This window comes from Xylophilus sp. GOD-11R (assembly GCF_033546935.1).
GTDB lineage: Bacteria > Pseudomonadota > Gammaproteobacteria > Burkholderiales > Burkholderiaceae_C > Xylophilus.
In genome coordinates, this window is record NZ_CP137854.1 from 635,810 (window position 1) to 648,723 (window position 12,914).

Annotated in this window: 12 protein-coding genes; 7 read left to right on the forward strand and 5 right to left on the reverse strand. The window is 68.9% G+C overall.

Going from position 1 to position 12,914, the window contains the following annotated elements; all coding sequences use genetic code 11:
* The first annotated feature begins 14 nt into the window (after window positions 1–14).
* Window positions 15–1,016: an ABC transporter substrate-binding protein gene (locus R9X41_RS02980; RefSeq protein WP_318633414.1), complete on the forward strand. Its 1,002-nt coding sequence runs from the start codon at window positions 15–17 to the stop codon at window positions 1,014–1,016.
* Window positions 1,017–1,045: 29 nt separating this feature from the next.
* On the opposite strand, the gene R9X41_RS02985 is transcribed toward R9X41_RS02980, so the two are convergent.
* Window positions 1,046–1,894: a PA4780 family RIO1-like protein kinase gene (locus tag R9X41_RS02985; RefSeq protein ID WP_318633415.1), complete on the reverse strand. Its 849-nt coding sequence runs from the start codon at window positions 1,892–1,894 to the stop codon at window positions 1,046–1,048.
* A 45-nt stretch (window positions 1,895–1,939) separates the two neighbouring features.
* Between R9X41_RS02985 and R9X41_RS02990 the strand changes: the two genes are divergently transcribed.
* The gene (locus R9X41_RS02990; RefSeq protein ID WP_318633416.1) at window positions 1,940–2,578 is read left to right on the forward strand and encodes a hypothetical protein; all 639 of its coding nucleotides are present in this window, start codon (window positions 1,940–1,942) and stop codon (window positions 2,576–2,578) included.
* 77 nt (window positions 2,579–2,655) lie between these two features.
* Here the strand turns inward: R9X41_RS02990 and R9X41_RS02995 are convergent, their stop codons facing one another.
* From R9X41_RS02995 to R9X41_RS03010, 4 genes are all read right to left on the reverse strand, one after another.
* Window positions 2,656–3,492, reverse strand: coding sequence for an anti-sigma factor family protein (locus R9X41_RS02995; protein ID WP_318633417.1), 837 nt, complete (start codon window positions 3,490–3,492; stop codon window positions 2,656–2,658).
* A 1-nt stretch (window position 3,493) separates the two neighbouring features.
* Window positions 3,494–4,018: an RNA polymerase sigma factor gene (locus tag R9X41_RS03000; protein ID WP_318633418.1), complete on the reverse strand. Its 525-nt coding sequence runs from the start codon at window positions 4,016–4,018 to the stop codon at window positions 3,494–3,496.
* A gap of 40 nt (window positions 4,019–4,058) precedes the next feature.
* The gene (locus R9X41_RS03005) at window positions 4,059–4,439 is read right to left on the reverse strand and encodes a COG4315 family predicted lipoprotein (RefSeq protein ID WP_318633419.1); all 381 of its coding nucleotides are present in this window, start codon (window positions 4,437–4,439) and stop codon (window positions 4,059–4,061) included.
* 181 nt (window positions 4,440–4,620) lie between these two features.
* Entirely contained in the window at window positions 4,621–5,427 is an 807-nt protein-coding gene (locus R9X41_RS03010; protein ID WP_318633420.1) for a TlpA family protein disulfide reductase, read from the reverse strand.
* Between the two features lie 173 nt (window positions 5,428–5,600).
* On the opposite strand from R9X41_RS03010, the gene fdnG reads away from it, so the two are divergent.
* From fdnG to selA, 5 genes are all read left to right on the forward strand, one after another.
* Window positions 5,601–8,666 carry a formate dehydrogenase-N subunit alpha gene (gene fdnG / locus R9X41_RS03015; RefSeq protein WP_318633421.1) on the forward strand — a complete coding sequence of 1,022 codons (3,066 nt, stop codon included), beginning with the start codon at window positions 5,601–5,603 and terminating at the stop codon, window positions 8,664–8,666.
* Between the two features lie 10 nt (window positions 8,667–8,676).
* Window positions 8,677–9,663 carry a formate dehydrogenase subunit beta gene (fdxH, locus tag R9X41_RS03020; protein ID WP_318633422.1) on the forward strand — a complete coding sequence of 329 codons (987 nt, stop codon included), beginning with the start codon at window positions 8,677–8,679 and terminating at the stop codon, window positions 9,661–9,663.
* Window positions 9,638–10,378, forward strand: coding sequence for a formate dehydrogenase subunit gamma (locus R9X41_RS03025; protein WP_318633423.1), 741 nt, complete (start codon window positions 9,638–9,640; stop codon window positions 10,376–10,378). Before fdxH ends, R9X41_RS03025 begins: the two co-directional genes overlap by 26 nt.
* Before the next feature lie 120 nt (window positions 10,379–10,498).
* Window positions 10,499–11,458 carry a formate dehydrogenase accessory protein FdhE gene (gene fdhE, locus R9X41_RS03030; protein ID WP_318635136.1) on the forward strand — a complete coding sequence of 320 codons (960 nt, stop codon included), beginning with the start codon at window positions 10,499–10,501 and terminating at the stop codon, window positions 11,456–11,458.
* 16 nt (window positions 11,459–11,474) lie between these two features.
* Window positions 11,475–12,911 (forward strand): L-seryl-tRNA(Sec) selenium transferase, encoded by a 1,437-nt coding sequence (selA, locus tag R9X41_RS03035; RefSeq protein ID WP_318633424.1) that lies wholly within the window; start codon window positions 11,475–11,477, stop codon window positions 12,909–12,911.
* Window positions 12,912–12,914 lie beyond the last annotated feature (3 nt).

Here is a 12,914-nt window from a genome sequence, read left to right on the forward strand (position 1 = left end):
CACCCCTGAAAACCATGAAACGCAACCACGTTCTCCGCGTCCTCGCCGGCGCGCTCGCCGCCGCCACCCTGAGCACCTTCGGCACCGCCGCCCTGGCGCAGGCCCAGCCGGCGGGCGACGGCGGCACCGTCAGGATCATGATCAATCCGGCCGGCACCATGGGCATCGGCCCGGCGGTCATCAAAAAATACGGCTTCGACAAGAAGCACGGCATCCACCTCGAAGTGGTGTCGTACTCGGACCAGAAGACCGCCACCGCCGCCATCCAGAGCGGCTCGGCCGAACTCGTCGTGTTCGACTGGCTGGCTGCCGCACGGCTGCGCGCGTCCGGCACGCCGGTGGTCGGCATCGCGCCCTTCCTCACCTACGTCAACAGCGTGGTCGTGCCCAAGGATTCGCCGCTCAAGACGCTGGCCGACCTCAAGGGCAAGCGCGTCGGCGTGGCCCACAAGACCGGCTTCGACTGGATCGTCATGCAGGCTGCCGCGCAGAAGCTCTACCGCATGGACATCGGCAAGGATGCGGAAGTGCGCGAAGGCGCCATCCCGCTGCTGCGCGGCCTGATCGAGAAGGGCGACCTCGACGCCACCCAGATGTGGAACTCGCTCACGCCCGAGATGCTCGCCAGCGGCCGCTACCGCACCCTGGTCACCATCCGCGACCTTACCCGCCAGATGGGCCTGCCCACCGTGCCCTTCCTGCTGTTCAGCATGCGCGAGGACTATGCCCGGCAGCATCCCGGCAATGCCCGCGCGTTCGTCGCCGCCTGGCAGGACGCGGTAGACGTGCTGATGAAGGACGAGGACGTGTGGCTTGAGCACGGCGCCCGCCTCAAGCTCTCGCCCGAATCGCTGGCGTTCTTCAAGGACCAGGTGCGCCGCGACCTGCTCAAGCAGTTCGCCCCGGACATGGGCAAGGGGCTGGAAGCCACGCTCGACGCGGTCAACGCGGTGGCGCCGGAGGTGGTGGGCCTGAAGACCATGCCGGCGGGCTTCATCAGCCTCGCCTACCAGTAAACCGGTCGCACTGGCCGGCCGCAGCCGGCTCAGCCGGCCTGTTGCAAGCGCAGGACGCGCGCGGCTTCTTCCATGCGCGCGTCTTCCACCTCGCGCATCACGGCCTGGAGATCGACCGCGCCTTCCTGCGGCTGGTAGAGGCCGGTCAGCGGTGTCTCCACCGTCAGTGCGCCGTGCTGGTAGAGCTGCCAGATCTCCTCGCCGTAGCGGGTCGTTTTGAGCGCGGGCGCGAACTGGCCGAAGAAGGCCCGCAGATTGGCCACGTCGCGCAGCAGCATGCGCGCCGCATGGTTGTTGCCGGCGGCATCCACCGCCTGCGGCAGATCGATGATGACCGGGCCGTCGCCCGCCAGCAGGATGTTGAACTCCGACAGGTCGCCGTGCACCACGCCCGCGCAGAGCATGCGCACCACCTCGCGCAGCAGCGTGGCGTGGTGGGCGATGGCGTCGGCTTCGTCGAAGGCCACGTCGTTCAGGCGCGGCGCGGCGTCGCCTTCGGCATCGGTCACCAGCTCCATCAGCAGCACGCCCTCGGCGAAGTTGTAGGGCGTGGGCACCCGCACGCCGGCGGCGGCCAGGCGGTAGAGCGCATCGACCTCGGCGCTCTGCCAGGCGGCTTCCATGGCCTGCTTGCCGAACTTCGTGCCCTTGGCCATGGCGCGCGCCTGGCGCGAGTTCTTCACCTTGCGGTTCTCGGTGTAGTCGACCGCCTGCCGGAAGCTGCGGTGCGTGGCCTCCTTGTAGACCTTGGCGCACAAGGTGTCCTCGCCGAGCCGCACCACGAAGACCATCGCCTCCTTGCCGCTCATCAGCTGGCGCACCACGGAGTCGATGAGGCCTTCTTCGACGAGAGGCTGGAGTCTGGGAGGTATGCGCATCCGCCATTGTCGCGGTCGGCGACCGGCTCACTACACTGCGCCCCGATGAACGCTCCCGAGCCCGTGACCGACACCCGCTGCCACTACCGCAGCGGCGACACCCCGCGCAGCCGCTGCGTGAGCGATGTCGTGTTGGCCGGCCGCATCGAACTGCCGCCGCTGCCGGCCCGCCTGCAGGCCGGCTGGGCGCGTGAAATCCGAGAAGAGTTCGACCTGCACGTGGGCGATGTCGAACCCCTGCCGCTGGCCCGCGCGCGTACCCGCTGGCCCGACTTCCGGCTGTGCGTGGCCGAGGCCGGCCACTGGCTCGCGTCGCAAGGCCTGCCGGCTGCCTCGATCGGACCCGACAACATCGCGCTCATGGCCTGCCTCGGGGCCGATCGCCACCACGACGGCGTGCGCTACGGCGGCGCCGCGTTCTTCAATCTGTTCGTGAGCGACGACCGGGGACTGGACCTGCATTTCCCCGCGATCGGCCTACGCCTGCCGCTGGTGCGCGGCACGGCCGTCGTCTTCGACACCTGTCAGCCGCACGCGGTGTTTCCCCGCGGCAGCGCCGGTTTCGACGAGCGCGACTTCGTGGCGGACCGCGACTGGGCGCAATACTTTCTGACCTGGGAACTGCCCATCGAGGAGCCGGCCCTGGCGGCCGCGCTGCGCATCGACTTCGACGTGCAGGCCTGACGCGCGGCTTCTGCAAAACGCCGGTTGCCGGGCCTGCCGCGTGCGCCAGGCCGATCGAGGCGCGGCCCATTTCCTCCCTACTTCCGCGCTTCCAGCTGTGCGTAAACCGCCTCGGCGACGCGCAGCATGTCCTGCCTGCTGCCGCCCGCCGAGACGGCATAGCCAAAGTCCTTGTCGACCCAGTAGAAGACGTTCACCGCGCCGTCCTGGCCGAAGCGGAAAGCCGTTTCGCGACCGGCATCCTCGCGGGTGATGTAGAGCGTCAGACGTGCGCGCTCGGCGTTGTCGAACATGAACTGCGCGACGGGGCCCCGGTCGCCCGGCAGCAGGCGGCCGCCGACGAGCGCCCAGCCCAGTGCCCGCAGATCCGGTGGCCGGACTTCGGCGCCCATGCGCCGGGTCAACCAGGTGACGAGGGCCTGCTCCTGGTCGGCGCCCACCTCCACCGGCCGGCGCACGTCCGGGCTGTAGACCACGTGGGCCACGGCCGCGCGATGGGCGAAACCGACGAGCTGACCGGACGGTGCGGTGGCCAGCGCCGCGCCGCGCTGCCGGTAGCCGTCGTATGCGCCACGACCCCACCAGGCGGAGCCGGTGCACACGAGCGCGATCGCCACGCCGGCAGCCAGCGAGCGCCAGGGCCCGTGCCGCCAACCGCCGGCGTCCGGGGGCGCGAGCGGCAGATGCAGGGGCAGCGGCTCTGCCAGCACCGGGTCGAGCAGTTGTTTCAGCGCGAGGTTCTGCGCGCGCCAATCGTCCGCGCGGCGGCGTTCGTCCGGGTTCGCGTCGAGCCAGGCCTCGATCTCGGCCAGACGCGCCGGCGGCAGAAGCCGGTCGGCGTAAGCATGGAGATCGGCCTCGGTGACCGGCCTGCGGCCGTCGGCGGGAACGGAGGGAGGTGGAGTTGGGGCCATGTCACTTGATCCTGCGCAGCGGCGCGGCCGCCGGCGCCGAGGGCTCGCGGCCCTGCAGTTCCAGGCGCAGTTTTTCACGGCCGCGCGCCAGCCGCGACATCACCGTGCCGACCGGCACGCCTAGCGTGGCGGCGGCCTCTGCGTAGCTCATTTCCTCGACGCCGACGAGCAGCAGCACCGCGCGCTGCTCGGCCGGCAGCCGCTGCAGGACGCGATCGAGATCGCGCAGCTCGATGCCGTCGCACTGGCTGGCGCGTTGCGGCACGTCGGGCAGGTCGTCGCCGCCGCTGTCCTCCGGCCGGCGCTTGCTGGCGCGCACGCTGTCGATGAAGTGGTTGTGCATGATTCCGAACATCCAGGCCCGGATATCGCCGCGTCGCTGCCACAGCGAAAAGCGGCTCCAGGCCCGCTCCAGCGTGTCCTGCACCAGGTCGTCGGCCAGTGCGACGTCGGCGACCAGCCCCCGCGCATAGCGGCGCAGCCGGGGAATGCAGGCGAGGATGGCGGCTTCGTCCTGGTGGCGCATGGCGCTGGAGGTTGGCGGTGCGGTGCGGGAAGGCGATCGCTCAGGGCTTGACCACGTGCCAGATGTTGCGGAAGTTGTCGCCGGTGGCATCGCCCGGCTTCATGTCCGATTTGTACAGGTACACGGGCTTGCCCTTGTAGGCCCACTGGCGGGCGCCGTCGTCGCGGGTGACGATTGTCATGTCGCCTTCGGGCTTGGCATCGGCCTCGGCCATGACCGGCGGCCACAGCGTGGCGCAGGGGCCGTTGCAGGCGCTCTTGCCGCTGCCGGCGGCGTCGTTGTCGAAGGTGTAGAGGGTCATGCCGTCTTGGTTGACCAGCATGCCGCCGGAGGTCTTGACCGGCGCCGCGGCCAGGGCGGTGCCGCAGGCCAGGGCGCTCAGGGCGAGAACGAGGCAGGAGGGCAGCAGAAAGGATTTCATGGGAGGTCCTGTTGAGAGGTCGTCGGTGGTCGTTCGTCGGTGAAGACATCGACATGGACGCCCGTGCGCCGCGCTTTATTCCGTGGCCGTCGCATTTTTTTCCGGCCCGCATCGCTGCGGCGGGCCCGTGGCCGGTCGCGCCCGAGCGCACCGACTTCGACGTGGAGACCGGAGCCCATGCTCAACGCAGCTTCTGCAGATAACGCTCCAGCGTCGCCTGCGACAACAGGCCCAGGTGCCGGTCGACCAGCCGGCCGGAAGCGTCGAAAAACAGCGTGGTGGGCAGCGCTTCGCCGTCGAAGCGCTTTCCGGCCTCGCTGCGCGAATCGAGCAGCACGTTGTCCAGCACCAGTCGCCGGCGCGCCATGAATTCGGCCACGGTGCCCGACGATTCGCCCTGGTTCAGAAAGACGAAGTGGATGTCGCGCCGCCGGGCCTGGGCGGCCTGCAGCACCGGCATCTCGGCCTGGCAGGGCGGGCACCAGGTGGCCCACAGGTTGACCACGACCGGCTTGCCGCGAAACGCCTCCAGCGACACCGGGGCGCCGGCGGTGGATTGCAGCGAGAACGCCGGCAGTTCGCGCGGCGGCCCGGCGGCCACCAGCAGGGCGAACGACCCCGCGATCCAGACGGCGCTGGCCGCGCCCAGCCCGGCCCAGATGCCCCGGCGCCATTGCGGCCGAGACAGCTGCCGCGCCAGCCCCCAGGCCCAGGCGGCGAAGAAGCCGGCCTGCGGGTTCCAGCCGCCATCGCGGATGTCCAGCACACCCAGCGGCGAGTCCTGGTATTCGGCGCGAAATTGCCAGACGAACACCACCCGGGCGCAGAGCAGCCCCAGCACCAGGCCGACCATGATCTGCCGCTCCGCGTCCGCCGCGCCACGCCGGGTGGCGAGCCCGTTGCCGAGCAGGGCAGCCACCACCGCGACGACCAGCAGCACGAAGCCGGTCGGCAGCACCAGGGGGCCGAGCGTTACGGCATCGCTCATGGAGTTTTCTTTCCGATGAAATGGTTCATGGTGTGTGTCGGGCAAGGATGGCACCGGGCCCGCGATCTTCGCCGGCTGCAAGCCCTACTGCCGCGCTGCGGATTAGCCCGGATGCGCGGCGCGCCACCGTGCCTAGAATGGCCCAGAAACCGCTCAAAAAAGAGGCACCCACGATGCAACTCTCCCGCCGCCAGTTTATGAAAGTGACTGGCTCCAGCCTGGCGGGCTCGAGCCTCGCGCTCATGGGCTTCTCGCCAGCCACCGCGCTGGCCGAAGTCCGTCAGTACAAGCTCGCCGCCACCACCGTCACTCGCCAGACCTGCACCTACTGCTCGGTCGGCTGCGGCATCCTGATGTATTCGCTCGGCGACGGCGCCAAGAATGCCAAGCCCTCGGTGATCCATGTCGAGGGCGACCCCGACCACCCGGTCAATCGCGGCACGCTCTGCCCCAAGGGGGCGAGCCTGCTCGATATCGTCAACAGCCCCAACCGCCTGCTCTACCCCGAGTACCGTGCGCCGGGCTCGACCGAGTGGAAGCGCATGTCCTGGGACGATGCGCTCAATCGCATCGCCGGCTTGATGAAGGCCGACCGCGATGCCAACTTCATCGAGACCACGGCCGACGGCAAGCGCGTCAACCGCTGGACCACCACCGGCATGCTCGCGGCCTCGGCCTCCAGCAGCGAAGCCGGCTACATCACCCACAAGATCGCCCGCTCCTGGGGCCTCGTCGCATTCGATAACCAAGCCCGTGTCTGACACGGCCCGACGGTGGCAGGTCTTGCCCCGACGTTTGGCCGTGGAGCGATGACGAACCATTGGGTCGACATCAAGAATGCGGACGTCATCCTGGTCATGGGCGGCAATGCCGCCGAAGCGCATCCGTGCGGCTTTAAGTGGGTCACCGAGGCGAAGGCGCACAACAAGGCGTACTTCATGGTGGTCGATCCGCGCTTCAACCGCTCGGCATCGGTCGCCGACTTCTATGCGCCGATCCGCTCGGGCAGCGACATCGTCTTTCTGGGCGGGGTGATCCGCTGGCTGCTGGCCAACGACCGCATCCAGCACGACTACGTGAAGGCGTACACCGACTTCAGCTTCATCGTGCGCGAGGACTTCAGCTTCGCCGACGGCTACTTCTCCGGCTACAACGAAGAAAAGCGCCAGTACGACAAGACCACCTGGGACTACGAGCTCGGCGAGGACGGCTTCGTCAAGACCGACCCGACGCTGCAGCATCCGCGCTGCGTCTACCAGCTGATGAAGCAGCACTACGAGCGCTACACGCCCGAGAAGGTGGAAAGCGTCTGCGGCACGCCTAGGCCCAAGTTCCTGCACATCTGCGAGAAGCTCGCGAGCACCGCCACCACCGGCCGGGCCGCGACCATCCTGTACGCGCTGGGCTGGACCCAGCATTCCATCGGCGCGCAGATCCTGCGCACCGGCGCCATGGTGCAGCTGCTGCTGGGCAACATCGGCGTAGCCGGCGGCGGCATGAACGCGCTGCGCGGGCATTCCAACATTCAGGGCCTGACCGACCTCGGCCTGCTCTCGGCCAGCCTGCCCGGCTACCTCACCATGCCGCGCGAGGCCGAGCAGGAATACCAGGGCTACATCACCACGCGCACGCAGAAACCCCTGCGGGCCAACCAGATGAGCTACTGGCAGAACTATCCCAAGTTCCACGTCAGCCTGATGAAGGCCTGGTACGGCCCCGCCGCCACGGCCGAGAACAACTGGGCCTACGACTGGCTGCCCAAGCTCGACAAGGAGTACGACATGCTCCAGACCTTCGAGCTGATGAACGAGGGCAAGGTCAACGGCTACCTGGCGCAGGGCTTCAACCCGCTGGCCGCGCTCTCCAACAAGGACCGGGTGCGCGACGGGCTGGCGAAGCTGAAGTTCCTGGTGATCATGGATCCGCTGGCCACCGAAACCTCGGAGTTCTGGAAGAACTACGGCGAGCACAACGACGTGGATTCCTCGAAGATCCAGACCGAGGTGTTCCGCCTGCCCACCACCTGCTTCGCCGAGGAAGAAGGCTCGGTCGTCAGCTCCTCGCGGGTGCTGCAATGGCACTGGAAAGCGGCCGAGCCGCCGGGCCAGGCCGAGACAGACATCCGCATCATGTCGGAGCTGTTCTTGCGCATCAAGGCGCTCTACCAGAAGGACGGCGGCAAGTATCCCGACCCCATCGTCAACCTCTGGTGGCCTTATGCGCATGCCGACGAGCCGACGCCTGCGGAAGTGGCCAAGGAATACAACGGCCGCGCGCTGGTCGACCTGAAGGATCCGACCGACCCCACCAAGGTGCTGCGCAAGGCCGGCGAGCAGATCTCGGGCTTCGGCGAACTGCGCGACGACGGCAGCACCATGAGCGGTTGCTGGATCTTCGCCGGCAGCTGGACGCAGGCCGGCAACCAGATGGGCCGGCGCGACAACTCCGACCCGAGCGGCATCGGCAACACGCTCAACTGGGCCTGGGCCTGGCCGGCGAACCGGCGCATCCTCTACAACCGCGCGTCGTGCGATCCGGCCGGCCAGCCGTGGAACCCCAGGAAGACGCTGGTGCGCTGGAACGGCAGCGCCTGGGCCGGCCCCGACGTGGCCGACTTCGGCGCCACCCTGGCACCCGAGACGGGGGCCGGGCCTTTCATCATGAATCCCGAGGGCGTGGCGCGTTTCTTCGCCCGCAAGGGGCTCAACGAAGGTCCGTTCCCGGAGCATTACGAGCCCTTCGACACCCCGCTCGGCTACAACCCGATGAACCCGAACAACCCCAAGGCGACCAGCTCGCCGGCGGCGCGGGTCTTCAAGCCGGTCTGGGAGACCTTCGGCAAGGCGGCGGACTTCCCGCATGTCGGCACCACCTACCGGCTGACCGAGCATTTCCACTACTGGACCAAGCACGCGCTGCTCAACGCGATCACGCAGCCCGAGCAGATCGTGGAGATCGGCGAGGCGCTGGCGCAAAGCCTGGGCATCGTGGCCGGCCAGATGGTGAAGGTGAGCTCCAAGCGCGGCTACATCAAGGCGGTGGCGGTGGTCACCAAGCGGATCAAGCCGATGCAGATCGAGGGGCGCACGGTGCACCACGTGGGCATACCCATCCACTGGGGCTTCAAGGGCGTGACCAAGCCGGGTTTCCTGGCCAACACGCTGACCCCGTTCGTGGGCGACGGCAATACCAACACGCCGGAATTCAAGACCTTCCTGGTCAAGGTTGAAAAGGTCTGAAGGAGCTCCCATGACATTGCAATCCCTCGACATCCAGCGGCGCTCCGCCACCACCCTGCCGTCGCCGGTCGCGCGCTCGCCCCATTCCGGCGACGTGGCCAAGCTGATCGACGTCTCCAAGTGCATCGGCTGCAAGGCCTGCCAGACCGCCTGCATGGAATGGAACGACCTGCGCGACGAGGTCGGCACCTCCAGCGGCGTGTACGACAACCCGACCGACCTCACCGAGAACTCCTGGACCGTGATGCGGTTCACCGAGTACGAGAACGAGGAAAGCGGCAACCTCGAATGGCTGATCCGCAAGGACGGCTGCATGCACTGCGAAGACCCCGGCTGCCTCAAGGCCTGCCCCTCGCCCGGCGCGATCGTGCAGTACACCAACGGCATCGTCGACTTCCACGAAGAGGCCTGCATTGGCTGCGGCTACTGCGTCACCGGCTGCCCGTTCAATGTGCCGCGCATCTCCCAGAAGGACAAGAAGGCCTACAAGTGCACCCTGTGCTCCGACCGCGTGGCGGTGGGCCAGGAGCCGGCCTGCGTCAAGACCTGCCCCACCGGCGCCATCATGTTCGGCACCAAGCAGGCCATGAAGGACCAGGCCGAGGAGCGTATCGAAGACCTGAAGGAACGCGGTTTCGAGAAGGCCGGCCTCTACGACCCGGCGGGTGTCGGCGGCACCCACGTGATGTACGTGCTGCACCACGCCGACAAGCCCTCGCTCTACCACGGCCTGCCGGACAATCCCAAGATCAGCCCGATGGTCAGCCTGTGGAAGGGCGTGACCAAGCCGCTGGCGCTGGCGGGCATCGCGCTCACCGCGCTGGCCGGTTTCTTCCACTACACCCGCGTCGGTCCCAACGAGACCAACGAAGCCGAGGAAGACGACGCCGATGCCCAGGCCATCGAGCGCCGCGACGCTGCCGGCGTGGCGACCGACCCCCTGGCCCAGGTCCACTATCAGGAGGCGCGCCATGAGCAGCAGCACCCGCAAGGCTGAGCGTCCCACCGGCCGCGATTTCGCCCGCGCCCACGAGCTGCCGTCGATCGAGCGCTACACGCCCAACGAGCGCAGCAACCACTGGATCACCGCCATCTGCTTCGTGCTGCTGGCGCTGTCCGGGCTGGCTCTGTTCCATCCGGCGATGTTCTGGTTGACCGCGCTGTTCGGCGGCGGGCCGTGGACCCGCATCCTCCATCCCTTCATCGGGGTGGTGATGTTCGTGTCTTTCATGGTGCTGGTGATCCGCTTCTGGCACCACAACTTCCTGGAGCCCAACGACACGAAGTGGATGCGCCAGATCGGCGACGTGCTGAACAATCGCGAGGAGCGCGTGCCGCCGGTCGGCCGCTACAACGCCGGCCAGAAGATCCTGTTCTGGGTGCTGCTGGTCTGCATGCTCGGGCTGCTGCTCACCGGCATCGTGATGTGGCGCTCGTACTTCAGCCACTGGTTCCCCATCGACGTGATCCGCGCCGCCTCGCTGCTGCACGCCTTCTTCGGCTTCGTCATCGTCTGCTCGATCATCGTGCACATCTACGCCGGCATCTGGGTCAAGGGCTCGATCCGCGCCATGACCCAGGGCTGGGTGACCTACGCCTGGGCGCGCAAGCACCATGCGGGCTGGTACGAGGAGATCGTCGAGCGCGAACGCGGCCTGGCGCGGGATGCGAAGGCGCCGCCCAAGACGGCCGACCAGGGCCCGGTGGTCTGATACCTTTGCCCGAGGGCGGGTCGGCCATCCCTGGCTAGACTCGTCCTCCGAACTCACTGCGCACAGCGCCGGGTCCGCCCGGCGCTTCGTTTTTGGCTTTCAACCTTTGTGGGCATGTCCGTGCAACGCATCCTCCAGCCCGGCGAAATCGAGACCCTCGACCGCATCCACTTCCCGCGGGTGCGCCTGCCGCAACCCGCCACCCTGTTCCAGGAGCGCGCGGCGCGCCTGCGCCAGCTGGCCGAAGGCAACCCCATCGCCGACTACCTGCGTTTCGCCGCCCGGCTGGTCGATGCGCAGCACCGGCGGGCCAGCGCCGCGCCCGCGCCCCAGCCCTTGCCGGCCGACATCGCCCGGCGCGCCAGCGAGCACGGCATGCCGCTGCTGCCGGCCTCCGAGCATCTGCCCGATGGCTGGCAGGCCGGCTTGCGCGCACTGCTTGCCGACCTTCAAGGCGACGCGGCCGTGCCCGCCGGTCTGGCGCCGGTATCGGCTGCGCTGGCCGCGCTCGACGACGCCGCGCTCGACGATCTCGCGCGTCAGGTGCTGGCCGACAACATCGGCCGAGAAGACCTTGCCGCCGCACCGCTGGTGATGGCCGCGCTGCAGGTCGGCTTCGCGATCCGCGCCGGCTCGCTGGCTGAAAAAGACGTGCCCTTCGCCGAGCCCGCCACCGTCTGCCCGGTCTGCGGCAGCGCGCCGGTGGCCAGCGTGCTGCGCATCGGCGGCGAGGCCGGCGGCCACCGCTACCTGCACTGCGCCGTTTGCGCGAGCGAATGGCACATGGTGCGGGTGAAATGCAGCCATTGCGAATCGACCAGGGGCGTGCGCTACCAGGGCGTGCGCGACGCCGGCACCGAGCAGGCCGGCAAGGGCGACACGGCCCAGCCGGTGCTGGCCGAAACCTGCGACCAGTGCCACACCTACCGCAAGCTGGTGAACCAGGAAAAGGACCCTTTCGTCGACCCGGTCGCCGACGACCTCGCCGCGATCACGCTCGACCTGCTGATGGGCGACACCGAGTTCGCGCGTGCCAGCGGCAACCCGCTGCTGGCCATCGAGAAGCCACTGGCCGTCTGAGGCGCGAGAAGCCGCGATGAGCAGCCTTCCCAACGAGCCGGCCCTGCGCTTGCCCTCCGTCGACCGGGTGCTGGCCGCCGAGGCCCTGCGGCCGCTGGCCGAGCGCTACGGCCATGGCGCCGTTGCCGATGCCTTGCGCGCCGAATTCGACATGCTGCGCCCGCTCGCGCTGGCCGGTGGTCTGGCGCCCGACGCCATCGCCGACGCCGCACTGGCGGCTGCCTGCGAGCGCCGCTTGTCCGAGCGCTTCGCGCCACGGCTGCGGGCGGTGTTCAACCTTACCGGCACGGTGCTGCACACCAATCTTGGAAGGGCGCTGCTGCCCGATGCCGCGGTGCAGTCGGTGGTGCGCGCGCTGACCACGCCGGCCAACCTGGAGTTCGACCTGGCCACCGGCGGACGGGGCGACCGCGACGACCTGGTCGACGAGGTGCTGCGTGAGTTGACCGGCGCCGAAGCGGCCACGGTGGTCAACAACAACGCGGCCGCCGTGCTGCTCACCCTGAGTGCGCTGGCGCCGCGCAAGGAAGTCATCGTGTCGCGCGGCGAACTGGTGGAGATCGGCGGCGCCTTCCGCATTCCGGACATCATGTCCCGCGCCGGCGCCCGGCTGGTGGAGGTAGGCACCACCAACCGCACCCACGCCAAGGACTACGCCGAGGCCATCGGCCCGCGCACCGGCCTGCTGATGAAGGTGCACTGCAGCAACTACGCGGTCACCGGTTTCACCAAGAGCGTGAGCGAAGCCGAAGTGGCCGCCATCGCCCATGCGCAGAACCTGCCGCTGGCGGTCGACCTGGGCTCCGGCACGCTGGTCGACATGTCGCGCTGGGGACTGCCGCACGAGCCCACCGTGCGCGACGTGGTGAGCGCCGGCGCCGACGTGGTCACCTTCAGCGGCGACAAGCTGCTCGGCGGCCCGCAGGCCGGCCTCATCGTCGGCCGCAAGGACCTCATCGCCCGCATCAAGAAACATCCGCTCAAGCGCGCGCTGCGCGTGGGCAAGCTCACGCTGGCCGCGCTGGAGCCGGTGCTGGGGCTGTACCGCTCGCCCGAGCACCTGGCCGATCGGCTCACCACGCTGCGCCTGTTCACGCGGCCGCAGGGGCTCATCCACGCGCTGGCGCAGCGGCTGCTGCCGGCGCTGCAGCAGGCGGTGCAGGAAGCCGGCTTCGACGCGGAAATAGCCGCCATGTCCAGCCAGATCGGCAGCGGCGCGCTGCCGGTGGAAACGCTGCCCAGCGCCGGCCTGCGGCTGCGCTGCCGCGATGCCCGGCGTGCCGGCCGCCAGCTCGCACGCCTGGAGGCCGCCCTGCGCGCATTGCCGCGCCCGGTCATCGGCCGCATCTCCGACCAGGCCTTGTGGCTCGATCTGCGCTGCCTGGAGGCGCCGCAGGAAGCCGAGTTTTCCGACCAGCTGCCCGTGCTGCGCGAGCGGCTGGCGGCGGCCTGAGCA